This window comes from Methylobacterium sp. C33D, assembly GCF_053345825.1.
The window spans coordinates 45,315-70,423 of record NZ_JBKFAV010000033.1; the positions used below are offsets into that span (position 1 = coordinate 45,315).

Below are 25,109 nucleotides of genomic sequence, written 5' to 3' on the forward strand. Positions count from 1 at the left end.
CGGCTCATCGCAGCCCCAGCCCCCGGGCGATGACGCCGCGCAGGACCTCGCGGGTGCCGCCGCGCAGGGTGAAGGACGGCGCCCGCAGGGTCACGCCGCCCAAAGCCTCGCGGAGGGCGTCGCCCTGCGCGGTGAGGCTCGGCTCGACCGGCACGAGCCGCCGGGCGATCTCCGGCACCGCGCGCTCGAAGCCGTTGCCGACATCCTTGACGAGCGCCGCCTCGACGCCCGGCACGACGCCCTGATCGAGGAGGCGGGCCACCGAGGCCGACATGCCCAGCAGCGCGGTGAGCTGGGCCACCATCCGCCCGGTCTCGACCGCCTGGAACCGGTCCGGCTCCGGCCCGATCCGGTCGACGAGTTCGACGAGCAGCCGGTAATCCGACAGGAACCGGTCGGGCCCCGAGCGCTCGAAGGCGAGCTCCTCCGTGACGAGGCCCCAGCCCGCGCCCTCCGCGCCGACCCGCATCGCGTCGGCGACGCGGTAATCGGTGAAGAACACCTCGTTGAACTCGTGATGGCCCGACAGGTCGAGGATCGGCCGCACCGTCACCCCGGGAGCCGCCATGTCGATGATGAACTGCGTCAGCCCGCCGTGCCGGTCCGGCCCGGGCTCGCCGGTCCGGACCAGGGCCAGCAGGTAGTCGACCTGATGGGCGTTCGTCGTCCAGATCTTGGAGCCGTTGATCACCCAATCGTCGCCGTCGCGCACCGCGCGGGTCCGGACGGCGGCGAGGTCCGAGCCGGAATTCGGCTCGCTCATGCCGATGCCGAAGGCGCAGTCGCCCCGGCAGATCCGCGGCAGGATCGCCCGCTTGGCCGCCTCGGTGCCGTGCCGCAGGATCTGCGGGCCCGACTGTCGGTCGGCGATCCAGTGGGCGCCGCAGGGCGCACCGGCCGCCAGCATCTCCTCGGTGACGACGAAGCGGACGAGGCCGGAACGGGCGTGGCCGCCATAGGCTTCCGGCAGGGTCAGGCCGATGAAGCCCGCCGCCCCGGCGCGCCGGCTGAAGGCGGCGTCGAAGGTCGTCCACGAGGTCCGGTGCGGCACGAAATGACCGGCTGCCAGCTCCGCGTCGAGGAAGGCGCGGACGGAGGCGCGGGCGGCCTCGGCCTCGGGCGGGAGCGGCTCGGCGCTGAAGCGGAAACTGTGCATCGAGGCTCCGTGAGGGCTCCGTGAGCGGCGGGACGTGCGGACTGCGCGCCGCTCAGCTGCCGTCGCGGCCCTCGAGGCCGGGGAAGAAGATCTCCTGCCAATCGGTCGGGACCTTCCGCAGGAAGCCCTGCGTCGCCATCGCCTTGGCGAGGTTGACCATGCCCTTCGGCGCCACGTCGTAGACGATGGACCCGTCGGTCAGGATCGTCTCGACCTGCGCACGGTCGATCTGCACCTGCTCGGAGGCGAGGTAGATGGTCGCCGCGCGCTGGGGGTCGCTGCGGATCAGCGCCACCGCGTCCTCCATCCCGGCGCGGATCGCCTGCGCGACCTTCGGGTTCGCGTCGACGAAGCCCTGCTTGGCGTTCAGGGTGGCGGCGGTGATGTCGCCGCTGCCGATCAGGCCGGTCGAGGTCATGACCGTCCGGATCTTGGGATCCGCCTTCAGGACCTGCGTGAACGGTGGCGTCGCGAAGTAGCCGGCGATGCCCTGTCCGGCGCGCATCGCCGCGGTCGCGTCCGGATGGGGCAGGCTGACCATCAGCGCATCGGCCTTGGCGGACTCGCCGAGCTGCTGCGCCGCCGCGACCCGCAGCAGGATCGCCTGGGGCGAGTTGAAGGCCGGGACCGCGATCTTGTCGCCGAAGGAGAAGTCCTTCAGCGCGGCGACGCCGGGCTTGCCGGTGAACAGCGTGTAGACGACCGAACTCAGGGCGGTGAGGCTCTTGATCTGCTGACGCCCGCGGGTCTTGTCCCACGCGATCAGGGCGCCGGCCGAGCCGAGGGTGCCGAGCTCGACACTGTCGGAGAGCAGCGCGTCGTTCATCGCGGTGGAGCCGCTGAAGCGGGTCAGCGTCACGGTCAGCCCGTCGAGCCCGGCTTCCTTGGCGCGCTTGTCGAACAGGCCCTCGCTTTGGGCGATCATCACCGGCAGGTAGACGAGGCCGTATTGCAGGCCGATGCGGACGGAGGTCGTCTCGGCCCGCGCTATCCCGCCGAGGGCCGGAAGTATCAGCGCGGCGACGAGGAGGCGCGCGGCGACGGCCGCGTGGCGGATCGACATCGACATCCCTCCCGAACAGGGCCGCACTTGCCGCGCGGTCTCCCGGTGCCGGTCGGTCAGACGGGTCCGACACCGCTGACGAATAGGGCAGAGCGCGCACCCGGCTTCAACCGCCATCGCCCATCTGCTGAAGAATATCACATGTGTGATGGAGCGCGCCGTTGACGCGGGCGCTATACTGCTGTCGGACGGCACGCGGGCTCGCGCTGCCTCAGGGGGACGCGCCGGCGATGCGCCGTGAGCACCACGGATCCGTGCGAGGGCGATCAGGGGCGGTACGACCCGTGCGGCCTCCGCGGGGGCCGGCCCGCAGGTGCCCGCATGGGTGCCCGCATGGGTACCCGCATGGGTGAGCGCACCGGTGATCGGGGCGGAGCGTCCACGGACCTGACGGTGGGGGCCGATCCCGCCGGCTCGGATCTGAGCCTGGTTAAGTCCGCCGGACGGGTGCTCCAGATCCTGGAGCTGTTCGACGAGATCCAGCGCGAGGCCCGGGTCTCCGAGATCGCCGAGCGGCTGAGCGTTCCGCAATCCTCGACCTCGGTGCTCCTGAAGAGCCTCGTGCGCCTCGGATACCTCGACTACGACCCGGCGCGCCGCAGCTTCCTGCCGTCGCCCCGGGTCGCGCTCCTCGGCGCGTGGCTCGACAAGGGGCCGGTGCGCGACGGCAGCCTCGTGCGCATGCTCGAGCACCTGTCGGAGCGCACGGGCGGTACGGTGATCCTCGCCGCGCGCAACGCGATCTTCTCGCAGTACGTCCACGTCCTGCAGGCGCGCACCGCCATGCGCTTCCACGTCCCGCCCGGGACGCGCCGCCTCGTCGTCTGGTCGGCGACCGGCACGGCGCTCCTCGCCGGGAGCCCGGAGGCCGAGGTCGGCCCGCTGGTCCGCCGCACCAACGCCGAGGCGCCAGCCGAGCAGCCGCCGATCGCGCTCGCGGCCGTCCTGGCCAACCTGGCGCGGCTGCGGCGGGATGGGCACTTCTTCTCCCGCGGCCTCGTCACGCCGGGCGCCGGCTCGATCGCGGTCCCGTTGCCCAGGCGCGTCGACAGCCGGGGCCGCCCGCTGGCGATCGCGGTGTCAGGCCTTCTCGACGCGTTCGAGCGTCGGGAAGCGGAGATCGCCGCGACGATCCACGACGCGGTCGCGCGATTCCTGCCGGAGGATCCGTCCCGGCCCTGAGGCCGGTCGTGCCCGGGAGCGCCGCGACGTCCGAAGCCGGTGCGCGGCTGAAGGTCGCGGATCGCGGAGCTGCCGGGCGCGGCGGCGCGCTAATGAGGTTCGAGGCCCTGCGGCCTCGAACACGACCCAGCGGAGACCACATCATCGTGCCCGGCGCCCCAACCACGCGCGGCTCCGAGCCGCCCGGTACGCCGCCGCGTCCGACCCTCGCCGGTAACATCGCCCTCGGCGTCACGCAGATCGTCCTGTGGGGCGGCACGTTCTTCCTCACCGCGGTCGTCTCGGACCCGATCGTCGCCGAGACCGGCTGGCCGCAGGCGATGGTGGTGGGCGCGCTCTCGCTCGCGATCTTCGTGTCGGGCCTGCCGGCGCCGTTCGTCGGCCGAACGATCCGGCGTCACGGCGGGCGGCCGGTCCTGGTCACCGGCGCCACGATCATCGCGGCCGGCCTCGTGCTGATGGCGCTCGCGCAATCCCTGCCAGTCTTCCTGCTCGCCTGGGTGGTCGCCGGTCTCGGCATGTCGGCCGCGCTCTACGACCCGCTCTTCGCCGCGATCGGCCAGGCCTACGGCTCCAACGCGCGGGGGGCGATGACCCAGATCGCGATCTCGTCGGGCTTCGCGGTCTCGCTCTGCTGGCCGGCCACGCGGTTCCTGGTCGACCATGTCGGCTGGCGCGGGGCCTGCCTCACCTACGCGATCCTGTCGGTCGCCCTCGTGGTCCCGCTCTTCGCCTGGGCGCTGCCGGCGCGGAGCCGGCCCGCGGTCGAGCCGGCGGCGACGCCCCGGCCCCGCGCGCTGGCCGACTCGACCGAGGCGACGCGTCTGCCTGCGGAGCGCCTGCTGGCCGTGACCTTCACGATGGCGGCGATGATCATGACCGCCGCCTCGGTGCAACTGCTCAACCTGCTGCAGACGCTGGGCGTCGGCGCGACCGCCGCGGTGGCCCTGACCGGCCTGATCGGTCCTGCCCAGGTCGGCGTGCGCGTCGTCGAACTCGCCCTCGGGCGGCACGCCCATCCGGCCTGGTCCCTGCTGCTGTCGAGCGCCAGCGTCGGGCTCGGGCTGCTGCTGCTGGCGACGATGCCGTCCCTGGCGTGGCTCGCGATGCTGCTCTACGGCGCCGGCAACGGCATGCGCACGGTCGTGCGGGGCACGCTGCCGCTGGCGCTCTACGGACAGCGCGACTACGCGGCGGCGATGGGCCGGCTCGCCCGCCTCCCGCTCCTCGGGCAGGCCATCACGCCCCTGGCCTGCGGCTACGTCGCCGAATGGTTCGGTCTCCTGACGCTGCTGGAGGTGATGCTGACCGTGGCGGCGATCAATCTGGGGCTGTCCCTCTGGGTGTTCGGCTTCGCCATGCGCCGCCGGAACGCCCAGGCCTGATCGAACGGCGGACGGGCCGCGCCGGTCACGCCGCCGCCGGACGCGGCCGACGCTCGGCGCCGCCGATCCGCGCGTTGCCTGATTGACAGATTGTCTGACGACGTGCTCAATTCGCTCCGCGGATGAGACGCGTCCGCGAGGGAGAGCCGGATCAACCGGCCGCCTGAAGGAAACGCCCGCATGGACGCAGAGATCTACGAGATCTACGCGATCAAGTACGCGCATCATCACCGTATGGCCCGCGAGAATTTCATCGGCGGGGATATCCACGACGGTCCGATGCCGATCGATTACTTCGTCTGGGTCGTCATCGGCGGCGGCCGGACGATCGTCGTCGATACGGGCTTCGACCGGGCGATGGCGACGAAGCGGGGCCGCAGCATCGTGCGGCCGGTCGAGGACGGCCTGGCGCGGATCGGCGTCGACCCGCTGGGGGTCGAGGACGTCGTCCTGACCCATCTGCACTACGACCATGCCGGCAACCACGATCTGTTTCCGAAGGCCCGCTTCCATGTCCAGGAGCGCGAGATGGCGTTCTGCACCGGCCGGTGCATGTGCCACCCGGAGGTCCGCCACCCCTTCGCCGCCGAGGACGTGAAGGCGATGGTGGATCGCCTCTTCGAGGACCGCGTCCGCTTCCGCGAGGCGACCGACACGCTGTATCCGGGGATCACCCTCCATAGGGTCGGCGGGCATTCGGACGGCCTGCAGATCGTCCGGGTCCGGACCGCGCGGGGCTGGGTCGTGCTGGCCTCCGACGCCGCGCACTTCTTCGCCAATATCGGACGTCGGCTCGCCTACCCGATCGTCTACAATGTCGGCGACATGTTCGAGGGCTACCGGACGGTCCGGCGCCTGGCCGAGTCCGAGGATCACATCGTCCCGGGCCACGATCCGCAGGTTCTCGCGATCTACCCGCCGGCGGCCGAGGATCTCGCCGGCTGGATCGCGCGCGTCGATCTGCCCCCGACCGCTTCACCGACCTACTGACCGGAGGATTCCATGATCGTCGAGATGCGCGTCTACTACTGCGCCCCGACCCGGCTGCCGGCCCTGCTGGAGCGGTTCCGCTCCACGACGCTCGGCTTCTTCCAGAAATACGGCATCGAGCAGGTCGGCTTCTGGACCACCCTCGTCGGTCCCGACAACCACGCGCTCACCTACCTGCTCAAGTGGGACGACATGGCCCAGCGCGAGGCGCGCTGGAACGCCTTCCAGGCCGATCCGGACTGGATCGCCGCCCGTGCCGCGACCGAGAAGGACCGGCCGATCGTCGCCCGGATCGAGAATACCTTCCTCGCTCCCACCGACTTCTCCGCCCTGCGCTGACGGGGACACGCGCCGCCGGTCCACTCCGGTCGTCGCCCACAGGGACATTCACGGCATGGAACAGAGAACCATCGGCGTCATCGGCCTCGGCATGATGGGCGACCCCATGAGCCGGTGCCTCGCCAGGGCGGGGCACGCGCTCCGCCTGCTCGACGCGGATACGGCTCGGACCGACGCGCTCGCCCGGGATCTCGGTGCGACGGCGCTCACGCGGGAGAACGCGTCCGAACTCGATCTGCTGATCACGATGCTGCCGAACTCGGCCATCGTCGAGGCGGTGCTGCTCGACGAGGGCTGGGCCGACGCGCTCCCGGCCGGCGCTACCGTGATCGACATGAGCTCGTCGGAGCCGGTGCGCTCCCGCGCCCTCGGCGAGACGCTCGCTGGGAAGGGGCTCGGCTATCTCGACGCGCCGGTCTCGGGCGGCGTGCGGCGGGCGGTGGACGGCACGCTCGCGATCCTCGTCGGTGGCGAGGCGGATCTCCTCGCCCGCTGGCGGCCGGTGCTGGAGGCGATGGGCTCATCCGTCCTGCATATCGGCCCGGCGGGCTCGGGCCATGCCGCCAAGGCGCTGAACAACTTCGTGTCCGCCGCGGGCCTGCTCGCCACCGTCGAGGCGCTCCACGTAGCGCAGCGCTTCGGCATCGCGCCGGAGGCCATGACCGACGTGCTCAACGCCTCGTCCGGGCGCAGCAACACCTCCGAGAACAAGGTCAAGCAGTTCATGCTCAGCGGCAGCTTCGCCTCGGGCTTCTCGCTGAAGCTGATGGACAAGGATCTCGGCATCGCCGGGGCCCTGGCGGATTCGGTCGATTACCCGCTCGGGTTCGGCCGGCACTGCATCGAGACCTGGCATGCGGTCGCCGATGCAGTCGGGCACGCGGCCGACCACACCGAGATGTACCGCCTGCTGGCCGAGGGAGCCTGAGACCATGGCGCTCCCGGACCTGAGCCGCTTCTACATGGACGGCGCCTGGGTCGAGCCGGTCGCGGCCCGCCCGTTCCCGCTGATCGATCCCGCCACGGAGACGGCGTTCGGCACCCTCGCGCTCGGCGATGCCGAGGATGTCGACCGGGCCGTGCGCGCCGCCCGCGCCGCCTTCCCGGCCTTCTCGGAGACGGCGCCCGCCGCGCGCGTCGCGATCCTGCGGCGGGTCCTCGCGCTGTTCGAGGAGCGGTTCGAGACCTTCGCGGAGACGATCCGGCAGGAGATGGGCTCGCCCATCGGCTTCGCCCGCAAGGGGCAGGCGGCGCGGGGACCTGCGCACCTCAACGCGCTCATCGAGGTGATGGAGCGCTTCGCGTTCGAGGAGGATCGCGGCACCACCCGGATCCGGCGCGAGCCGATCGGCGTCTGCGGCCTGATCACCCCCTGGAACTGGCCGATCAACCAGATCGTCGTGAAGATCGCCCCGGCGCTCGCGGCCGGCTGCACGATGGTTCTGAAGCCCAGCGAGTTCTCGGCCGTGAGCGCGATGCTGTTCGCGCAGGTCCTCCACGACGCGGGCGTCCCGCCGGGCGTGTTCAACCTCGTAAACGGGGACGGCCCCGGCGTCGGCGCCGCGATCGCCGCCCATCCGGGGATCGACATGGTCTCGTTCACCGGGTCGACCCGCGCCGGGATCGAGATCGCCCGGGCGGCGGCCCCGACCATCAAGCGCGTCGCGCAGGAACTCGGCGGCAAGTCGGCCAACATCCTGCTCCCGGATGTCGACTTCGATCAGGCGGTCCGGCGCGGCGTCGCGGCCTGCTGCACCAATTCCGGCCAGTCCTGCTCCATCCCGACGCGGATGCTCGTGCCCAGGGACCGGATGGACGAGGCGGCCGCGATCGCGGCCGAGGCGGCGTCGGGCTTCCGGCTCGGCCCGACCGCGGATCCCGAGACGGATCTCGGCCCGGTGGTCAACCGCGCCCAGTACGAGCGCGTCGTCGGGCTGATCCGCACCGGCATCGCCGAGGGCGCGCGGCTCGTCGCCGGCGGCCCGGAGCGGCCGGACCACCTCGATCGCGGCTTCTACGTCCGCCCGACGGTGTTCGCCGACGTGACTTCGGACATGACCATCGCGCGGGAGGAGATCTTCGGGCCGGTCCTGTCGATCCTCGCCTACGACAGCGAGGACGAGGCGATCGCGATCGCCAACGGCTCGCGCTACGGGCTCGCCGCCTACGTGCAGGGTCGGGACCGCGACCGGGCGCGCGCCGTGGCGCGGCGGCTCATCGGCGGGCAGGTCCACATCAACTATCCGCCTCCGGACGTGCACGCCCCGTTCGGCGGCTACCGCCAGTCCGGCAACGGCCGGGAATGGGGCGAGGCCGGTCTCCAGGAATACCTCGAGACCAAGGCAATGATCGGCTTCGGCCTCGACTGATCCGTCCCGCGCGATGCGGCCGGCGCCCGCGCGCGTCGGCCCCGACCAGGAGAACCAGATGTCCGATGAGAGCGAGCTGTTCGGCAGAGGCTTCGAGAACCGCAAGACCGTCCTCGGCGCCGCCCATGTCGAGAAGTCCTGGGCCAATGCCGACGCGTTCAATCGCCCGGTCCAGCGGCTCGTGACCGAGTATTGCTGGGGCGCGGTCTGGGGCGACGAGACGCTGCCGTTCAAGACCCGGAGCATGCTCAATATCGCGATGCTGACCGCGATGAACCAGCACCACGAACTCGGCGTCCACGTCAAAGGCGCGCTCAACAACGGCGTGACCAAGGACGAGATCCAGGCGGTGCTGATGCAGGCGCTCGTCTATTGCGGCGCTCCGTCGGCCCTGGCCGCCTTCCGGACCGCCTCCGCGGCGATCGCCGCGTGGGACGCGGAGCAGGCCGGCGGGCGCTGATCCCGCGAACCAATGCGCGGGCGCGAGCCCGCGCCGCGCGGGTACGGACCCGCACCTGAGTCCGACGCAGTCAAGAAACTGCGCGGCAGACGAGCAGGGAGGGAGACGCCATGTCGGTCACGTCGGCAGCTTTGGCAACGGACGGAGCGGGCGCGCGCCCGGCCGCGTCCCAGTCGATCGAGGAGAAGCGCAGGAGCGCGATCCGCGGCGCGTTCTTCTCCGAATACATCGACATGTTCGACATCTACCTGCCGGTGGTCGCGCTGGCACCGGTGATGTTCATGTTCCAGCCGAAGAACCTGTCTCCCCAGATGGAGACGGTGCTGGCCTCGCTCGTCTTCATCACCACGCTCCTCGGCCGCCCGATCGGCGCGCTCATCTTCGGTCTGATCGCCGACAAGGTCGGGCGCCGGGCAGCCTCGATCTACTCGGTGGCCGGCTTCGGCGTGATCACGCTGCTGATCGGCCTGCTGCCCGGCTACGAGACGCTCGGCCTCGCCTCGTACATCCTGCTGGTGCTGCTGCGCTTCCTCGACGGGATCTTCCTCGGGGGCGGCTACACGGGCGCGATGCCGCTCGCCATCGAGTATTCCAAGAAGGACAAGCGCGGCTTCGTCGGCGGGCTGATCATCGCCGGCTTCCCGGCCGCCTATGTCAGCATCAATCTCATCACGATGCTGATGTTCTACCTGTTCCCGCTCGACGGGCCCGGGTCGCCCTACACGGTCTGGGGCTGGCGCATCCCCTTCATCGTCGGCGCGGCGCTGGCCGGCCTGCTCGCCCTCTACTACGTCCACAAGGTCTCGGAATCGGAGGTCTGGAAGAAGGAGGCCGCCGCCGGGGCCGAACAGGCCGAGACGTCGCCCATGGCGGGACTGCTCTCCGGGAAGGGCGGGCGCGACCTCCTGCAGGTCCTGCTGCTGATGACCGGCTTCTGGATGACGCAGAACATCATCACGATCTACATGCCGACCGGTCTGCTGGTGAAGACCCTGCACCTCAACGGCTTCGCGCTGACCGCGACGCTGATGATCTGCTACACGATCCTGTTCTTCAGCTACATCGGCTCCGGCCTGCTGGGGCAGGTCATCGGCCGCCGGCGGTTCTTCGTGATCGTCGGCCCGCTGATCGCCACCGTCGGCGCGTACATCCTCTACACGCTGACCGTCACGCCCGACATGGCGTTCGGAACCCGCGTGCTGCTGGTCAGCCTCCTCGCGGTGATCGTGACCTCGCCCTGGGGTGTCATCGTCACCTACATCAACGAGCGCTTCGCCACGGATGTCCGCGCCACCGGCTTCGGCATCGGGTTCAGCCTCTCGGTGGTGATCCCGTCCTTCTACGCCTTCTACATGGACTGGCTGAGCGCGCTGATGCCCCTCGCGCTGACGCCCGTGGCCCTGCTGATCGCCGGCGGCCTGATCGGCACCGTCGGCGCGCTCATCGGGCCGGAGACCAAGGACGTCGATTTCGGCACCGGCCACTGAGCCGGACGCCGCGCGGAGGACGCAGCATGAACGGGAACCGGATCGGCTTCATCGGGCTCGGCAACATGGGCGGCCGCATGACGCGCCGCCTGACCGGGGCGGGGATCGATGTCGTCGGCTACGACACCGACCGGGAGGCCGCTTCGCGCTGGGGCGCGACGGAAGCGGCCTCGATCGCCGCGGTCGTCGGTGCGGCGGACGTGGTCCTGATGTCCCTGCCCGACAGCAAGGTGGTCGAGCGCGTCGTGCTCGGCGCGGGCGGCGTCCTCGCGGGCTGCCGGGACGGGCAGATCGTCGTCGACCTCAGCACCGCCTCGGCCAGCTCGACGCGCCGCCTCGCCGCGGCGCTTACCGAGCGCGGCGTCGCCTACGTCGACGCCGGCATCTCCGGCGGCGCCGCCGCGGCCGAGAGAGGCACGCTGACCCTGATGGTCGGCGGCGACCCCGCAATCATCGACCGGCTGGGCTGGGTGTTCGCGCCGATCGCCCGAAAGGTCGTCGTGATGGGCGGCTCGGGCGCCGGCCACACGACCAAGCTGCTCAACAACTTCCTGAACGCGGTCAGCCTCGCCGCCACCGCGGAGGTCATGGTCGCGGGGCGGAAGGCCGGGCTCGACCTGCACCGGCTCCTGGAGGTGCTGAACGCCTCCAGCGGCGTCAACTTCGCGACGCTGAACCGTTTCCCGAAGATCGTCGACGGCGACTACCTGGAAGGCGGCCTGACCGGCAAGCTGATGACCAAGGATGTCGTCCTCTACACCGATCTCCTGCACGAACTCGGCGTCGCCTCCCTCAACGCGGCGGGTCCGATGGCGAGCTTCGGCCTCGCCACGGCGCTCGGCTACGGCGACGTCATCTCCAACCGCGTCGTCGACGCCATCGGCGACGTCTCCGGCGGCGTCCGGCTCCACGGCAACCGACACGAGAACTGAGAGGATACGATGCAGATCTTCCACGGTCGCGAGAACAGCGCCAAGTCCGAGAGCCGCGGGCCGACCTTCACCGGGCAGGTCTGGGCCGACCCGGTGATGCCGTCGACGGACGGCGTGATGATCAACAACGTCTTCTTCACGCCCGGCGCGCGGACCTTCTGGCACGCGCACGCGCAGGGGCAGATCCTGCAGGTGACCGCCGGCAAGGGCTGGATCTGCGTCGCGGGTCAGCAGGCGCAGCCGATCCGGGCGGGCGACACGGTCTGGATCCCCGCGGACGAGCGGCACTGGCACGGCGCGGCGGCCGACAGCTACCTGCTCCACACGGCGATCTCGCTCGGCAAGACCGACTGGCAGGACGAGGTGGTCGAGGCCGACTACGCCGGAGCCACGGCATGACCGGGCCCGCGCCGAGCCCGGAAAGCCTGCGGCACACCGTGGAGAGGGAGCTGGGCTACTGGGACGCGGAGCAGGCGGCCCTGGCCGAGCTGGCCCCGGGCTTCCTCGACGCCTGGGCGCGGCTGGCGATGGTCCCCGTGCGCAGGAACCATCTCGGCGCGAAGGACCGCGCCCTGATCGCGCTCTCGGCCGCGACGGCCGCGACCCATCTCTACGCGCCCGGGACCCGCCGCCAGATCCGCAACGCCCTCGACGCGGGCGCGAGCGCCGAGGAGATCACCGAGGTCCTGGCCCTGACGGCGACTCTCGGCATCCACGCCTGCAACATCGGCGTGCCGCTGCTGCTGGAGGTGCTGGAGGAGGCCGGGCAGCGGAGCGGCCCCGCGCCGCTCACGCCGCGTCAGGAGCGGCTGAAATCCGACTTCACCCGCGACAGGGGCTACTGGCACACGTTCTGGGACGGTCTTCTCGAGCTCGATCCCGACCTGTTCGAGGGCTATCTCGACTTCTCCGCCTGGCCCTGGCGCCACGGCGTGCTGACGCCGAAGATGAAGGAGTTCGTCTACTGCGCCTTCGACGCGGCGGCGACCCACCTCTACGTGCCGGGCCTGAAGATGCACATGAAGAACGCCCTCGGCTACGGCGCGACCAAGGAAGAACTCATGGAGGTTCTCGAGATCGTCAGCCTGATCGGCATGCACGGCGCGGAACTGGCCGCGCCGATCCTGCGCGACGAACTGGCCGCGCGGGGCCGGGGCTGACCGACGCGCCTCGCGGCACGCCTTGCCACCCGAGGCTGCGCCATGTCACCGGTTCGGCTCGGCAGCGCTCCCCGAAGACCCAGCGATGAACAAGATCAGGGCCATCCAGCCGGACACGCTCCGGCACAAGGTCGAGGACGCCGTCCGCGAGGCGATCACCTCGGGCGTCTACGCCCCCGGCGAGCGGCTGATCGAGCGCGAGCTGTGCGAGGGGCTCGGCGTCAGCCGCGCCTCCGTGCGCGAGGCCCTGCGCCGGCTCGAGGCCGAGAAGCTCGTCCACACGGTCCCGCATCGCGGCCCGGTCGTGGCCTCGATCTCGGTCGACGAGGCGCGGCAGCTCTACGCGCTGCGGGCCGTGCTGGAGGGCTTCGCGGCGCACGAATTCGCCATGCAGGCCACGGACGCCGCGATCGCGGAGTTCGGCCGGGCTGCCGGAGACCTGCGCGAGGCTGCCGGCTCCGGCGACACGGACCGCGTCCTGCGCGCCAAGGGCGTTCTGTACGACGTGATGCTCAGCCATTGCGGCAACGATCTCGTCCGCGAGATCCTCCGCGGCTTCTACTCGCGGATCAACCTGCTGCGGGCGACCTCCCTGATGCATCCCGAGCGGCTGCCGCACAGCCTCGCCGAGATCGACGCCCTCGTCGCGGCCTTTCAGGTTCGGGACGCCGCGCAGGCGGAGCGGCTGGCCCGCCTGCACGTCACCAACGCCTGCGCGGTCGCCCTGAAGCAGCTGGCGTTCCGCACCGCGCAGACGACCCTCGACGCCGCGAGCTGACCCGCGCTCCCCGATCCCGAGCGCCTTCCGCCGTTCGGCCCTCTCTGTGACAGGATCCGGCGGCCTCTGATCTCTGTCCGACCGTGACGCGGCGCCGTCGTGCCTACGATCAACCCGTTCAACGCGATGATTTGTGCAGGGGATGCCGCCGGAAGCGGCATCTCGCGCTTGCAAATGATCTAAAAATTTCTCACCTTCGGCTCAGTTGATAATTTTCGATCGAGCCCAGCGCCGTGGCACTGCAACCGGGGGAAGCATCCGTCGCCCAGCGCATCGCGCAGGCTTATCCGTCCCTCAGTGCCGCCCACCGGCAGGTCGCCCGGTTCGTCCTCGACCATCCGCTGCGCGCCGCGACGCTCCCGGTGAACGAGCTGGCGGATCTCGTCGGCGTCTCCGTCGCCACCGCCAACCGGTTCGCCCGGGCCGTCGGCTACGCGGGCTACGCGAAGTTCCGCGCGGCCCTCGTCCTCGGCTACGAGAAGGCGCTGGCCCCGGTCGAGAAGCTGCGCGGCGGACGGGAGCAGCCCGCGAGCGTGTCCGGGATCCTCGACGGAGCCCTGGCCGACATCATCCGCAACATCGAGGCGACGCGGCGCGGGCTCGACGGCGAGACCTGCGGCCGCGCGGTCGAGGCGATCCGGCAGGCCCGGCGGGTCTACGTCGTGGGCCTGGGCAGCAGCAGCTGGCCGGCCGGCATCCTCGCGCGCAACCTCGACGTGAACCGCGAGGACGTCCATCTCCTGGCGACACTGGAGGGGCCGGGCTTCGCGGCGCGGACCCTGCGCCGGCTGACGGCCGACGACCTGGTCATCACCCTGGCCACGCCGCGCTACTTCGCCGACACGGTGCGGCTCGCCGAGATCGCCCGGAAGCACGGCGCCGCGGTGCTGGCGCTGACCGACGGGCCGCACTCGCCCCTGGTGGCGACCGCCACCCTCGCGCTCTACGCGCAGACCGACTGCCACTACTTCGCGGCCTCGGATGCCAGCCTCACGGCCCTCGTGGAGGCCCTGGCGAGCGCCTTCGCCCACGCCACCGTGGATCTGGTGCCGGCCGCGACGCGCGTGACGGAGGCGGTGCTGCCCTGGCTCGACCGCGACTACGCCGCCTGGCCGCCGGAGGGCGGCGCCGACGACCTGCCCGACACCCCGCCTCCGGGAACCGTTCCATGAGCGACCACCGCCCCGTTCTCGTGATCCACGGCGGCGCCGGGACGATCGCGTCGGGCCAGGCCGATCCCGGCGAGGCGCGCTACCACGCGGCCCTCGCCGAGATCCTGGCGGCCGGAGCGGCCTGCCTCGCCGACGGCGGCAGCGCCCTCGACGCCGTGAGCCGCGCCGTCGACCTCCTCGAGGAGTGCCCGCTGTTCAACGCCGGCCACGGCGCCGTCTTCACGAGCGCCGAGACCCACGAGCTCGACGCCGCGATCATGGACGGCGCCACCCTGCGGGCCGGCGCCGTCGCGGGTGTCGCGCGGGTCCGCCGGCCCGGCCGCGCCGCCCGCGCGGTGCTGGAGGCGGGCGAGCACGTCCTGATGGCCGGGGCCGGCGCCGAGGCTTTCGCGGAGCAGCACGGCCTGGAGATGGTCGCGCCGGACTTCTTCTCGACGGAGGCCCGCCGCGACCAGCTCCGCCGCGCCCGGGCCGCCGGGCAGGTGGCCCTCGACCACGACGCGGCGTCGGGCCCCCTCGACGAGACCCGCAAGTTCGGCACGGTGGGCGCCGTCGCCCTCGACCGCGATGGCCATCTCGCCGCCCTGACTTCGACCGGCGGCATGACCAACAAGCGTCCCGGCCGGATCGGCGACTCGCCGCTGATCGGCGCGGGCACCTACGCGGATGACCGGTTCGCCGCCGTCTCCTGCACCGGCACGGGCGAGGCCTTCATCCGCGTCGCCGCGGCGCACGATGTCTGCGCGCGCATGGCCTACGGGGGGCAGGACCTCGCGGCGGCGACCCGGGCGGTCGTCGAAGACAGCCTGCCGGCGGTCGGGGGCCGCGGCGGATTGATCGCCGTCGACGCGCGCGGGCGGGTCGCGATGCCGTTCAACACCGAGGGCATGTATCGCGGCCTCGTCCGCTCCGGCGAGGCGCCGGCCACCGCGATCTTCGGCGAGACCCGCCGCGTCCCGGCCCACGCGCGCTGAGATCCGCCATGCCGAGCATCGCAGCCGGGACCGGCTCTCCCATCGCAATGCCCGACGGACGGGTCGTCTCCGTCACCGGCCTCACCGTCCGCTTCGCGACCTCCGAGCGCGTCGTGGAGGCGGTCCGCGACCTGTCGTTCCACGTCGACGCCGGCGAGACCCTGGCGATCGTCGGCGAGTCCGGGTCGGGCAAGTCCGTGACCTCGCTGAGCCTGATGCGCCTCGTCGAGCACGGCGGCGGCCGGATCGCGGCCGGGCAGATGCTGTTCCGGCGCGGCACGGGCGAGATCCTCGATCTCGCCGCGGCCCCGAACGCCAAGATGCGGGCGATCCGCGGCTCCGAGATCGCGATGATCTTCCAGGAGCCGATGACCTCCCTGAACCCGGTCTTCACCGCCGGGGACCAGATCGCGGAATCGATCCGCGTCCACCAGGGAAAGAGCGCCTCCGCCGCCCGGGCCGAGGCCCTGCGGATGCTCGACCTCGTGCGCATCCCCGAGGCGCGCAACGTCCTCACGCGCTACCCGCACCAGCTCTCCGGCGGCATGCGCCAGCGCGTGATGATCGCCATGGCCCTGTCCTGCAAGCCGCAGCTTCTCATCGCCGACGAGCCGACAACGGCCCTCGACGTCACGATCCAGGCGCAGATCCTCGAGCTGATCCGCAGCCTGCAGGCGGAGATGAAGATGGGTGTCGTCTTCATCACCCACGACATGGGCGTCGTGGCCGAGATCGCCGACCGCGTGCTGGTCATGTACCGGGGCGACAAGGTCGAGGAGGGGGCGGCGCCCGCACTCTTCGCCGCGCCGCGCCACGCCTACACCGAGGCGCTGCTCGCCGCCGTGCCCAAGCTCGGCGCCATGGCGGGCAGCGACCTGCCACGGAAATTCGACCTGCTGCGGGCCGAGGCCCGGGAACAGCCGGCAGGGCAGGCGGACCCCGCCGCGGTCGACGCGCCCCACGACACCGTTCGCGCCGGCGCCGGGCCGATCCTGCGGGTGCGCGACCTCGTCACCCGGTTCGACATCCGCGGCGGCCTGCTCAATCGCGTCCGCCGCCGCGTCCATGCGGTAGAGCGGGTCAGCTTCGATCTCCATCCCGGCGAGACCCTGGCCCTTGTCGGCGAATCCGGCTGCGGCAAGTCCACGACGGGCCGCTCGCTCCTGCGCCTCGTGGAGAGCGAGAGCGGCCTGATCGAGTTCGACGGCGGCAACATCCGCGACCTGCCACCCGGGCGGCTCCGCGATCTGCGGCGCAACATCCAGTTCATCTTCCAGGACCCCTACGCGTCCCTCGATCCGCGCCTGACCGTGGGGTTCTCGATCATGGAGCCGCTGCTGGTCCACGGGATCGCGACGCGCCGCGAGGCCGAGGCGCGGGTGGCGTGGCTCCTCGAGCGCGTCGGGCTGACCCCCGACCAGGCCCAGCGCTACCCGCACGAGTTCTCGGGCGGGCAGCGGCAGCGCATCGCCATCGCCCGGGCCCTCGCCCTGAACCCGAAGGTCATCGTCGCCGACGAGGCGGTCTCGGCCCTCGACGTGTCGATCCAGGCGCAGATCGTGAACCTGATGCTCGACCTCCAGCGGGAGTTCGGCCTCGCCTACCTCTTCATCAGCCACGACATGGCGGTGGTCGAGCGCGTCAGCCACCGGGTCGCGGTGATGTATCTCGGCCAGATCGTCGAGATCGGACCCCGCCGGGCGATCTTCGAGAACCCGCAGCACCCCTATACCCGCAAGCTGATGGCGGCGGTGCCGGTCGCCGACCCGGCCCGCCGGCACCTGCGCGCCCGCCGGCTCCTGACCGACGAGATCCCGAGCCCGGTCCGGGCCATCGGCGACGAGCCGCAGGTCGCGCCCCTCGTCGAGATCGGCCCCGGCCATCTCGTCGCCCGCCACACGGTCGGCGGCCTCGCCGCCTGACACCGCCTACCCCCGCCACCAGGATCGTCCCATGCCCCGAGGTCTGACCATGTTCGAGCGCTTCCTCCTCGCCGCCGGCCTGCTCGCCGCGGCGACCGCCCCCGCCGCCGCGGCGGGCGACCCGATCCTGGCGATCAGCGGCCAGCCCGAGACCCTCGACCCGTACAACACCAACACCACGCTCACGACCGCCGTCACCAAGTCGTTCTACGAGGGCCTCTTCGGCTTTGACAAGGATCTCAAGGTCCGCAACGTCCTGGCCGAGAGCTACGAGACCTCGCCCGACGGCCTCGTCTACACGTTCAAGCTGCGTGAGGGCGTGAAATTTCACGACGGTACGACGTTCGACGCCGCTGCGGTGAAGGCCAACCTCGACCGCGTCCTCGACCCGGAGAACCACCTCGCGCGCTACAACCAGTTCAACCGCATCAAGACGATCGAGGTGCTCTCGCCCACGAGCCTGCGCATCACCCTGAAGGAGCCTTTCGGGCCGTTCATCAACTCGCTGGCCCACGCCTCGGCGGCGATCATCTCGCCCACGGCCCTGAAGAAGTACGGCAAGGACATCGCCTTCCATCCGGTCGGCACCGGGCCGTTCACCTTCGTCGACTGGAAGCAGACCGACTACGTCAAGGGCGCGAAGTTCGCCGATTACTGGCAGGCCGGTTTCCCCAAGGTCGACACCATCACGTGGAAGCCGGTGCCCGAGAACGGCACCCGCGCCGCCATGCTGCAGACCGGCGAGGCCGACTTCGCTTTCCCGCTGCCCTACGAGCAGGCCAAGATGCTCGAGGCCAGCAAGAAGCTGAAGATCGAGGTCCACGCCTCGATCATCGAGCGGTATCTGAGCATGAACGTGCTGCAGAAGCCGTTCGACGACCTGCGCGTCCGACAGGCGATCAACTACGCGATCAACAAGGAGGCCTTGGCCAAGGTCGCCTTCTCGGGCTACGCCTTCCCCGCCCAGGGCATCGTCCCGCAGGGCGTGCGCTACGCCCACAAGATGGATCCGTGGCCCTACGACCCGGCCAAGGCGCGCCAGCTCCTGAAGGAGGCCGGCTACGCGAACGGCTTCGAGGCGACTCTCTGGAGCGCCTACACCACCACCACCGCCCAGAAGGCGATCCAGTTCCTCCAGCAGCAGCTCGGGCAGGTCGGCATCAAGGTGCAGACCCTGGCCCTGGAGCCCGGCCAGCGCACCGAGTGGGTGCAGACCGCCCCCGACCCGAAGACCGCCCGCGTCCGCCTCTACTATGCCGGCTGGTCGTCCTCGACCGGTGAGGCCGACTGGGGCCTGAGGCCGCTGCTGGCCACGGAGGCGTGGCCGCCCAAGCTCAACAACACCGCCTACTACAGCAACGCGGAGTTCGACGCCCTGCTCGCCAAGGCGCTCGTCTCGACGAACGACGCGGAGCGGGCCGAGCTCTACGCTAAGGCCCAGGAGATCGTGATGAAGGACGCCCCCTGGGCGCCGCTGGTCACCGAGCAGAATCTCTACGCCACCTCCGCGCGGCTCTCCGGCGTCTACGTCATGCCCGACGGCAACATCGATTCCGGCGCGATCGCCGTCGCTCAGTAGCCGCCGATCGCGGGCGCTGCGCCGGCTGGCCTGTTCGACGGCCGGCCCGGCGCGGCGCGCCCGCGCGATCGCCTCACGGAAACCCCGGATCCCGGGCGCGAGCCTATGCTGACCTTCCTGCTCAAGCGGCTCCTCGGGCTGCTGCCGACGCTGCTGATCGTCTCGGTCCTGGTCTTCCTGTTCGTCCACCTGCTGCCCGGCGATCCGGCCCGGCTGGCGGCCGGGCAGGATGCCGACGCCCAGACGGTGGCCCTGGTGCGCACAGAGCTCGGCCTCGACCGGCCCCTGCCGGAACAGTTCGTGCGCTACTTCGCCAACCTCGCCCGCGGTGATCTCGGCGTCTCGATCCGCACCCGCCGCCCGGTCTCGACCGAGATCGGCGAGCGCTTCCTGCCGACCCTCCTGCTCACCCTCACCAGCATGGCCTGGGCGGTCGCCTTCGGTCTGATCATCGGCATCGTCTCGGCGGTCTACCGGAACGCATGGCCCGACCGGGTCGGGATGACGCTCGCCGTGTCCGGCATCTCGTTCCCGGCCTTCGCGCTGGGCATCCTCCTGATGCAGATCTTCTCGGTCGAGCTCGGCTGGCTGCCGACCGTCGGCGCCGACACGTGGCGGCACTACGTGCTGCCGTCGCTGACGCTGGGCGCGGCCGTGGCCGCCGTGATGGCCCGCTTCACCCGCGCGGCCTTCGTGGAGGTCATCGGCGAGGATTTCGTGCGCACCGCGCGCGCCAAGGGGCTCAAGGAGCGCGTCGTGATCGCCAAGCACTGCCTGCGCAACGCCCTGATCCCGGTCGTGACCATGATGGGCCTGCAGTTCGGCTTCCTGCTCGGCGGCTCGATCGTCGTGGAGGCGGTGTTCAACTGGCCCGGCATGGGCCGCCTGCTCGTCGATGCCGTGAACCAGCGCGACTATCCGGTGATCCAGGCCCTGGTCCTGCTGTTCTCCCTGGAGTTCATCCTGATAAACCTGGTCGTGGACGTGCTCTACGGCCTCATCAACCCGACCATCCGCTACAGGTGAGCCGGCCGTGACCGACATCCTCGTCCCCGCCGCCCCCACCGTCGCGCCCGTCCCCACCGGCATCCGGACGCCGTGGTCGGAATTCTGGCGCAAGTTCCGGCGCCAGCGCGTCGCCGTCGTCGCCCTGGGCTTCATCGGCCTGCTGGTCGCGGTCGCCGTGCTGGCCCCGTGGATCGTGCCCTACGACCCGGTCAACGATTTCGACTACGACCGGATCAACGAGGGCCCCTCTCTCGCGCACTGGCTCGGCGTCGATCCCCTCGGGCGCGACATCCTGAGCCGCATCATCGAGGGCGCGCGGATCTCGCTGGCGACCGGGTTCCTCTCGGTCGCCGTCGGCGGCCTCGTCGGGACCGTGCTGGGCCTCCTGGCGGGCTATTACGGCGGCTGGTGGGACCGGATCGTCATGCGCATGTCCGACGTGCTGTTCGCCTTCCCGGGCATCCTCCTGGCGCTCGGCGTCGTCGCCATCCTGGGGTCCGGGCTCGTCAACGTCGTCGTGGCGGTCTCGGTCTTCAGCGTCCCGGCCTTCGCGCGCCTCGTGCGCGGCACGACCCTGGTCCTGAAGAACAGCACCTACATCGAGGCCGCGCGGAGCATCGGCGCTCCCGACCGGACGATCATCCTGCGCCACATCCTGCCGGGCACGATCTCGGGCATCGTGGTCTACTTCACCATGCGGCTGGGCACCTCGATCATCACGGCCGCGAGCCTGTCCTTCCTCGGGATGGGCGCGCAGCCGCCGACGCCCGAATGGGGCGCCATGCTGAACGAGGCCCGCGCCGACATGGTCACGGCGCCGCACGTCGCGCTGTTCCCGAGCCTCGCGATCTTCTTCACGGTTCTGGCCTTCAACCTCCTCGGGGACGGTCTCCGGGACGCCCTCGACCCGAAGATCGACCGCCTGTGACGCCGGCCGCCCCTCGGCGCCCGGCGCCCCGCGTCGGCCGCCTGCCGCGCGGTCCGCGCGACGCCATCACCGACGTCCCGGGCGTGACCGTCGGGCATTGCACGCTGGCGGACGGAGCGGTGCAGACTGGCGTCACGGTCGTGCGGCCGCACGGCGGCGATCCCTACCGGGACCGCGTTCCGGCGGCCGGCGTCGTGCTGAACGGCTTCGGCAAGTCCGTCGGGCTGATGCAGGTCGAGGAGCTCGGCATCCTGGAGACGCCGATCGCCCTGACCAACACCTTCGCGGTGCCGGCGGTGGCGGCCGCCCAGATCCGCGCCGCGATCGCCGACAATCCGGAGATCGGGCGCGCGCTGCCGACGCTGAACCCGCTCGTGTTCGAGTGCAACGACGGCTACCTCAACGACCTTCAGCGCATGGCCGTGGAGGCGTCCCATTACAGCGACGCCCTGGACGCCGCCGGCACCGCCGTCGCGGAAGGGTCGGTGGGGGCCGGGCGCGGGATGTCGACCTTCGGCCTCAAGGGCGGCATCGGCACCGCCTCCCGGCGCGTCCGCGCGCGCGCGGGGGGCCGGTTCACGCTGGGCACGCTCGTCCTGTCGAATTTCGGCAAGCCGTCCCAGATCCGGGTGTGCGGCACAGCCCTCGCCGCCCACGTCCGGGCGGCCGCCGGGGAGCCCGAACCCGTGGCGGAGCCGCCGGAGAAGGGCTCGATCGTCATGATCCTCGCCACCGACGCGCCCCTCGACGCGCGCCAGCTCCGCCGCCTCGCCCTGCGGGCCGGGGCGGGCCTCGCCCGGACCGGCTCGGTGTTCGGTCACGGCAGCGGCGACATCGCGCTCGCCTTCTCGACGGCCTACACGGTGCCGCAGGATGCCGCCCGCCCGATGCCGGCGCCCGCCCTGCTGCACGACGCGGAGCTCGACCCGCTGTTCGAGGCCGCCGCGGACGGGATCGAGCAGGCGATCATCCACGCCCTCTGGCGGGCCGAGGCGGTGACGGGCCGCGACGGCCACCGGCGGGACGCCCTGACCGATCTCCTGCCCGGCTGGGCCGATATCCTGGGAGCCTGAGCGATGCGCGTCCTGATCTCGACGGATATCGAGGGCGTCGCCGGGATCTATCACCGCGTCCAGACGACGCCGGGAAATCCCGAGTACGAGCGCGCGCGGGTGCTGATGACGCGGGAGGCCAACGCCGCCATCGCGGGCGCCTTCGACGGCGGCGCGCGGGCGGTGCTGGTCAACGATTCGCACGGCGACTTCCGCAACATGCCGCCCGACCTCCTCGACCCTCGCGCGCAGGCCGTGCAGGGCAAGCCGCGGCCCCTCGGGATGATGGCCGGGATCGATCAGGACATCGATGCGGTCTGCCTCGTCGGCTACCATTCGCGGGCGAGCGGGCGCGGCATCCTGGCCCACACGGTCAACAGCTTCGCCTTCGCCCGGATCGCGATCAACGGCCAGGAACTCGGCGAGGCCGGACTCTACGGCGCGCTGGCCGGCGCCCACGGCGTGCCGGTGGCGATGGCGAGCGGCGACGACGTCTTCATCGCGGAGAACCGCGCGCTGCTCCCGGGGACGCGCTTCGTCGAGACCAAGCGGGCGACGGGGCAGAACAGCGGCATCAGCCTCGCGCCGGCGCAGAGCTGCGCGGCGATCGGCGAGGCCGTCGCGGCGGCCCTCCGGGAGGCGCGCGCGCGGCCCTTCCGGCTCGATGGCCCGCTGGAGGTTCGCGTGCGCGCGCAGACACCGGCCCTGGCGGACCTGTTCTGCCTGTGGCCGACCCTGCGGCGGGGGGAGGGCAGCGAGGTCGTCTTCGCGGCGACGCACGTCACGGAGGCCGTCCGGGTGATCAACGCCCTGTCGGCGATGTCGAGCGCCCTGCGCTGAGCCTTCGGCGGCCGGTGCCGCCGCGCCTTGCGGTCCTCCGGCGGAAGGCCCAGAACCGCACGGTCCTTGCTTCCCCATGCTGGCGCCACGGGAGTACGTCGCTTGGTCCGGACCGTCTGCCCGCACGATTGTCCCTCGGCCTGCAGCCTCGACGTGCAGGTCGCGGACGGGCGCGTCGTCGCGGTCCGGGGCGGCGACAACCCCTACACGGCCGGGGTGATCTGCGCGAAGGTCAGCCGCTACGGCGACCGCGTCCACCACCCGGACCGGATCCTCCACCCGCTGGAGCGCGTCGGCGCGAAGGGCGGCGGGGCGTGGCGCCGGATCTCCTGGGACGCGGCGCTCGACCGGCTGGCCGCGGCCTTCTCGGAGACGGCGGACCGGTGGGGGGCTGAGGGGGTCTGGCCGTACAATTCCGGCGGGACCATGGGCCTCGTCCAGCGCGACGGCATCCATCGGCTCACCCACGTCATGGGCTACTCGCGGCGCAAGCGCACCATCTGCACGGCGGTCGCGATCGCGGGCTGGAGCGCCGGGGTTGGCCGGATCGCTGGACCGGATCCCCGCGAGATGGCGCTCTCCGACCTGATCGTGGTCTGGGGCGGCAACCCGGTCAGCACGCAGGTCAACGCGATGACCCACATCAGCCGCGCCCGCAAGACGCGCGGTGCCAAGCTGGTGGTGGTCGATCCGTACCGCACCGGGACCGCGGCGGCCGCCGATCTCCACCTCGCGCCCCGGCCCGGGACCGACGGGGCGCTGGCCTGCGCGGTGCTCCACGTCCTGTTCCGCGACGGTCACGCGGACCGCGCCTACCTCGCCGCCCACGCGCAGGACACGGCCGCTCTGGAAGCGCATCTGGCGTCGCGCACGCCCGCATGGGCGGCGGCGATCACCGGGCTGGAGCCCGCCGCCATCGAGGCCTTCGCGGCGCTCTACGGCCGGACGCCGCGCAGCTACATCCGCTGCGGCTTCGGCTTCACCCGGAGCCGCAACGGCGCCGTGAACCTCCACGCGGTGACCTGCCTGCCGACCGTCACCGGCGCGTGGCAGCACGAAGGCGGCGGCGCCCTCTGGCAGCAGGCCGCGATCTTCAACTGGGACAAGACCCTGACGGAGGGGCTCGACGCAAGGGCGCCGGGCGTGCGCGAGCTCGACATGAGCCGGATCGGCGCCGTGCTCGCCGACGATCCCGAAGCCCTGCAGGGCGGCCCGCCGGTGCGCGCCATGCTGATCCAGTCGGCCAATCCCGCCGTCTCGGCGCCCGACAGCACCCGGGTGCGCGCCGGCCTCGCGCGGCCGGACGTGTTCGTGGCCGTGCACGAGCAGTTCATGACCGAGACGGCCGCGCTCGCCGATCTCGTGCTGCCGGCCACGACTTTCCTGGAGCACGACGACATCTACGGGGCCGGCGGTCACAGCCACATCCAGGCCGGGCCCGCGATCCTGGAGCCGCCGGGCGAGTGTCGCTCGAACCACGCGCTTCTCTCCGGGCTCGCCGCCCGGCTCGGCGCGGACCACGCGGGCTTCCGCCTCACCGCCCGCGACCTCGCCGACGCGACCCTGGAGCGCTCCGGCTGGGGCGGCCTCGACAGGCTGGAGTCGGCGGGCTGGATCGACGCGCAGCCGGACTTCGCCGAGAGCCACTTCCTGAACGGGTTCGGCCATCCCGACGGGCGCTTCCGCTTCGCCCCCGACTGGGCGGCGCTCGGGCCGCGCGCGGCCGGGATGCCGGCCCTGCCCGATCACTGGCCGGAGGCCGAGCCCGCCGACGCGGAGCACCCGTTCCGCATGATCGCCCCGCCGGCCCGCCAGTTCCTCAACGCGACCTTCACCAACGTGCCGGAATCGCTCCGCCGCGAGGGGCGGCCCACCTGCCTGATCCATCCGGCGGACGGCGCGCGGCTCGGGATCGGGACGGGCGACGCCGTCGAGGTCGGCAATGCCCGCGGCCGCGTCCGGCTGCACGCCCGCCTCGCCGAGGGCCAGCAGCCGGGCGTCGTGGTGGTCGAGAGCCTGTGGCCCAGCGCGGCCTTCATCGGCGGGGGCGGCGGCATCAACGCGCTCATCGGGTCCGCGCCGGCCGTCCCCAACGACGGCGCCGCCTTCCACGACACCGCGGTCTGGGTCCGGGCGGCCTGAATCCCGCGCCTGCCGGCGCCGCGCCGATCGGGCGTCCGGCCCGCGCGCCTCGCCGGGTCGAGATCCGGCCTGCGGGTCCGCGCTACTTCTCGACGAAGGCCTTCTCGATGACGTAGTGGGCGGCCTCGCCGTGGTTGCCCTCCTCGTAGCCGCGCGAGGTCAGGAGCTCGCGGGTGTCGCGGATCATGTCG

The 25,109-nt window shown here is 71.7% G+C and carries 23 protein-coding genes and 1 pseudogene; 21 read left to right on the forward strand and 3 right to left on the reverse strand.

The features are described from left to right. Positions 1 to 4: 4 nt before the first annotated feature. Together ACLBXO_RS23410 and ACLBXO_RS23415 are read right to left on the reverse strand one after the other, a co-directional pair. On the reverse strand, positions 5 to 1,156 hold the full coding sequence (locus ACLBXO_RS23410) for an acyl-CoA dehydrogenase family protein (protein ID WP_447686865.1): 1,152 nt from the start codon (positions 1,154 to 1,156) through the stop codon (positions 5 to 7). 52 nt (positions 1,157 to 1,208) lie between these two features. Beyond that, positions 1,209 to 2,219 carry an ABC transporter substrate-binding protein gene (locus tag ACLBXO_RS23415; protein ID WP_447686866.1) on the reverse strand — a complete coding sequence of 337 codons (1,011 nt, stop codon included), beginning with the start codon at positions 2,217 to 2,219 and terminating at the stop codon, positions 1,209 to 1,211. 321 nt (positions 2,220 to 2,540) lie between these two features. Here ACLBXO_RS23415 and ACLBXO_RS23420 point away from each other — a divergent pair, with 321 nt between their 5' ends. The 21 genes from ACLBXO_RS23420 (at position 2,541) to ACLBXO_RS23520 (ending at position 24,918) form a co-directional block, all read left to right on the forward strand. Beyond that, positions 2,541 to 3,401 carry an IclR family transcriptional regulator gene (locus tag ACLBXO_RS23420; RefSeq protein WP_447686867.1) on the forward strand — a complete coding sequence of 287 codons (861 nt, stop codon included), beginning with the start codon at positions 2,541 to 2,543 and terminating at the stop codon, positions 3,399 to 3,401. Positions 3,402 to 3,547: 146 nt separating this feature from the next. Continuing rightward, a complete protein-coding gene (locus ACLBXO_RS23425; protein WP_447686868.1) occupies positions 3,548 to 4,786 on the forward strand; it encodes an MFS transporter in 1,239 nt (412 codons plus the stop codon). Positions 4,787 to 4,966: 180 nt separating this feature from the next. Further along, positions 4,967 to 5,776, forward strand: a complete 810-nt coding sequence (locus ACLBXO_RS23430; protein ID WP_447686869.1) for an N-acyl homoserine lactonase family protein — start codon at positions 4,967 to 4,969, stop codon at positions 5,774 to 5,776. A 12-nt stretch (positions 5,777 to 5,788) separates the two neighbouring features. Beyond that, positions 5,789 to 6,115, forward strand: a complete 327-nt coding sequence (locus ACLBXO_RS23435) for an NIPSNAP family protein (RefSeq protein ID WP_331317266.1) — start codon at positions 5,789 to 5,791, stop codon at positions 6,113 to 6,115. A 55-nt stretch (positions 6,116 to 6,170) separates the two neighbouring features. After that, the gene (locus ACLBXO_RS23440) at positions 6,171 to 7,043 is read left to right on the forward strand and encodes an NAD(P)-dependent oxidoreductase (protein ID WP_331317267.1); all 873 of its coding nucleotides are present in this window, start codon (positions 6,171 to 6,173) and stop codon (positions 7,041 to 7,043) included. 4 nt (positions 7,044 to 7,047) lie between these two features. After that, positions 7,048 to 8,484 carry an aldehyde dehydrogenase family protein gene (locus tag ACLBXO_RS23445; protein WP_447686870.1) on the forward strand — a complete coding sequence of 479 codons (1,437 nt, stop codon included), beginning with the start codon at positions 7,048 to 7,050 and terminating at the stop codon, positions 8,482 to 8,484. Positions 8,485 to 8,542: 58 nt separating this feature from the next. Next, the gene (locus tag ACLBXO_RS23450; protein WP_331317270.1) at positions 8,543 to 8,944 is read left to right on the forward strand and encodes a carboxymuconolactone decarboxylase family protein; all 402 of its coding nucleotides are present in this window, start codon (positions 8,543 to 8,545) and stop codon (positions 8,942 to 8,944) included. A 110-nt stretch (positions 8,945 to 9,054) separates the two neighbouring features. Beyond that, a complete protein-coding gene (locus tag ACLBXO_RS23455) occupies positions 9,055 to 10,431 on the forward strand; it encodes an MFS transporter (RefSeq protein ID WP_331317272.1) in 1,377 nt (458 codons plus the stop codon). Further along, positions 10,428 to 11,363: an NAD(P)-dependent oxidoreductase gene (locus ACLBXO_RS23460; RefSeq protein ID WP_331318612.1), complete on the forward strand. Its 936-nt coding sequence runs from the start codon at positions 10,428 to 10,430 to the stop codon at positions 11,361 to 11,363. Before ACLBXO_RS23455 ends, ACLBXO_RS23460 begins: the two co-directional genes overlap by 4 nt. Positions 11,364 to 11,372: 9 nt before the next feature. Further along, positions 11,373 to 11,762 (forward strand): cupin domain-containing protein, encoded by a 390-nt coding sequence (locus ACLBXO_RS23465; RefSeq protein WP_331317273.1) that lies wholly within the window; start codon positions 11,373 to 11,375, stop codon positions 11,760 to 11,762. Next, entirely contained in the window at positions 11,759 to 12,523 is a 765-nt protein-coding gene (locus ACLBXO_RS23470; RefSeq protein ID WP_447686871.1) for a carboxymuconolactone decarboxylase family protein, read from the forward strand. Before ACLBXO_RS23465 ends, ACLBXO_RS23470 begins: the two co-directional genes overlap by 4 nt. Before the next feature lie 85 nt (positions 12,524 to 12,608). After that, on the forward strand, positions 12,609 to 13,301 hold the full coding sequence (locus ACLBXO_RS23475) for a GntR family transcriptional regulator (protein ID WP_447686872.1): 693 nt from the start codon (positions 12,609 to 12,611) through the stop codon (positions 13,299 to 13,301). Positions 13,302 to 13,534: 233 nt separating this feature from the next. Beyond that, a complete protein-coding gene (locus ACLBXO_RS23480; protein WP_447686873.1) occupies positions 13,535 to 14,473 on the forward strand; it encodes a MurR/RpiR family transcriptional regulator in 939 nt (312 codons plus the stop codon). Beyond that, positions 14,470 to 15,447 carry an isoaspartyl peptidase/L-asparaginase family protein gene (locus ACLBXO_RS23485; protein WP_447686874.1) on the forward strand — a complete coding sequence of 326 codons (978 nt, stop codon included), beginning with the start codon at positions 14,470 to 14,472 and terminating at the stop codon, positions 15,445 to 15,447. The genes ACLBXO_RS23480 and ACLBXO_RS23485 overlap by 4 nt, the downstream gene beginning before the upstream one ends. Positions 15,448 to 15,455: 8 nt before the next feature. Beyond that, positions 15,456 to 17,369 (forward strand): dipeptide ABC transporter ATP-binding protein, encoded by a 1,914-nt coding sequence (locus ACLBXO_RS23490; protein WP_447686875.1) that lies wholly within the window; start codon positions 15,456 to 15,458, stop codon positions 17,367 to 17,369. Positions 17,370 to 17,400: 31 nt separating this feature from the next. Continuing rightward, positions 17,401 to 18,948: a glutathione ABC transporter substrate-binding protein GsiB gene (gene gsiB, locus ACLBXO_RS23495; protein ID WP_331317282.1), complete on the forward strand. Its 1,548-nt coding sequence runs from the start codon at positions 17,401 to 17,403 to the stop codon at positions 18,946 to 18,948. A 105-nt stretch (positions 18,949 to 19,053) separates the two neighbouring features. Next, positions 19,054 to 19,974, forward strand: a complete 921-nt coding sequence (gsiC, locus tag ACLBXO_RS23500; protein WP_331317284.1) for a glutathione ABC transporter permease GsiC — start codon at positions 19,054 to 19,056, stop codon at positions 19,972 to 19,974. Positions 19,975 to 19,981: 7 nt separating this feature from the next. Further along, the gene (gene gsiD, locus ACLBXO_RS23505; protein WP_447686876.1) at positions 19,982 to 20,884 is read left to right on the forward strand and encodes a glutathione ABC transporter permease GsiD; all 903 of its coding nucleotides are present in this window, start codon (positions 19,982 to 19,984) and stop codon (positions 20,882 to 20,884) included. Next, on the forward strand, positions 20,881 to 21,957 hold the full coding sequence (locus ACLBXO_RS23510) for a P1 family peptidase (RefSeq protein WP_447686877.1): 1,077 nt from the start codon (positions 20,881 to 20,883) through the stop codon (positions 21,955 to 21,957). The genes gsiD and ACLBXO_RS23510 overlap by 4 nt, the downstream gene beginning before the upstream one ends. Positions 21,958 to 21,960: 3 nt before the next feature. Then, positions 21,961 to 22,776, forward strand: coding sequence for a M55 family metallopeptidase (locus tag ACLBXO_RS23515; RefSeq protein ID WP_331317288.1), 816 nt, complete (start codon positions 21,961 to 21,963; stop codon positions 22,774 to 22,776). A gap of 102 nt (positions 22,777 to 22,878) precedes the next feature. Continuing rightward, positions 22,879 to 24,918 carry a molybdopterin-dependent oxidoreductase gene (locus ACLBXO_RS23520; RefSeq protein WP_447686878.1) on the forward strand — a complete coding sequence of 680 codons (2,040 nt, stop codon included), beginning with the start codon at positions 22,879 to 22,881 and terminating at the stop codon, positions 24,916 to 24,918. Positions 24,919 to 25,000: 82 nt separating this feature from the next. On the opposite strand, the pseudogene ACLBXO_RS23525 reads toward ACLBXO_RS23520, so the two are convergent. Continuing rightward, a pseudogene (locus ACLBXO_RS23525) lies at positions 25,001 to 25,109 on the reverse strand (ferredoxin--NADP reductase); the annotation flags it as partial.

Bases quoted from the DNA above. Each gene is read 5' to 3' on its own strand.
- ACLBXO_RS23410 (WP_447686865.1), bottom strand. From the start codon at position 1,156: ATGCACAGTTTCCGCTTCAGCGCCGAGCCGCTCCCGCCCGAGGCCGAG.
- ACLBXO_RS23415 (WP_447686866.1), bottom strand. From the start codon at position 2,219: ATGTCGATCCGCCACGCGGCCGTCGCCGCGCGCCTCCTCGTCGCCGCG.
- ACLBXO_RS23420 (WP_447686867.1), top strand. From the start codon at position 2,541: ATGGGTGCCCGCATGGGTACCCGCATGGGTGAGCGCACCGGTGATCGG.
- ACLBXO_RS23430 (WP_447686869.1), top strand. From the start codon at position 4,967: ATGGACGCAGAGATCTACGAGATCTACGCGATCAAGTACGCGCATCAT.
- ACLBXO_RS23435 (WP_331317266.1), top strand. From the start codon at position 5,789: ATGATCGTCGAGATGCGCGTCTACTACTGCGCCCCGACCCGGCTGCCG.
- ACLBXO_RS23440 (WP_331317267.1), top strand. From the start codon at position 6,171: ATGGAACAGAGAACCATCGGCGTCATCGGCCTCGGCATGATGGGCGAC.
- ACLBXO_RS23445 (WP_447686870.1), top strand. From the start codon at position 7,048: ATGGCGCTCCCGGACCTGAGCCGCTTCTACATGGACGGCGCCTGGGTC.
- ACLBXO_RS23450 (WP_331317270.1), top strand. From the start codon at position 8,543: ATGTCCGATGAGAGCGAGCTGTTCGGCAGAGGCTTCGAGAACCGCAAG.
- ACLBXO_RS23455 (WP_331317272.1), top strand. From the start codon at position 9,055: ATGTCGGTCACGTCGGCAGCTTTGGCAACGGACGGAGCGGGCGCGCGC.
- ACLBXO_RS23465 (WP_331317273.1), top strand. From the start codon at position 11,373: ATGCAGATCTTCCACGGTCGCGAGAACAGCGCCAAGTCCGAGAGCCGC.
- ACLBXO_RS23470 (WP_447686871.1), top strand. From the start codon at position 11,759: ATGACCGGGCCCGCGCCGAGCCCGGAAAGCCTGCGGCACACCGTGGAG.
- ACLBXO_RS23475 (WP_447686872.1), top strand. From the start codon at position 12,609: ATGAACAAGATCAGGGCCATCCAGCCGGACACGCTCCGGCACAAGGTC.
- ACLBXO_RS23485 (WP_447686874.1), top strand. From the start codon at position 14,470: ATGAGCGACCACCGCCCCGTTCTCGTGATCCACGGCGGCGCCGGGACG.
- ACLBXO_RS23490 (WP_447686875.1), top strand. From the start codon at position 15,456: ATGCCGAGCATCGCAGCCGGGACCGGCTCTCCCATCGCAATGCCCGAC.
- gsiB (WP_331317282.1), top strand. From the start codon at position 17,401: ATGCCCCGAGGTCTGACCATGTTCGAGCGCTTCCTCCTCGCCGCCGGC.
- gsiC (WP_331317284.1), top strand. From the start codon at position 19,054: ATGCTGACCTTCCTGCTCAAGCGGCTCCTCGGGCTGCTGCCGACGCTG.
- ACLBXO_RS23515 (WP_331317288.1), top strand. From the start codon at position 21,961: ATGCGCGTCCTGATCTCGACGGATATCGAGGGCGTCGCCGGGATCTAT.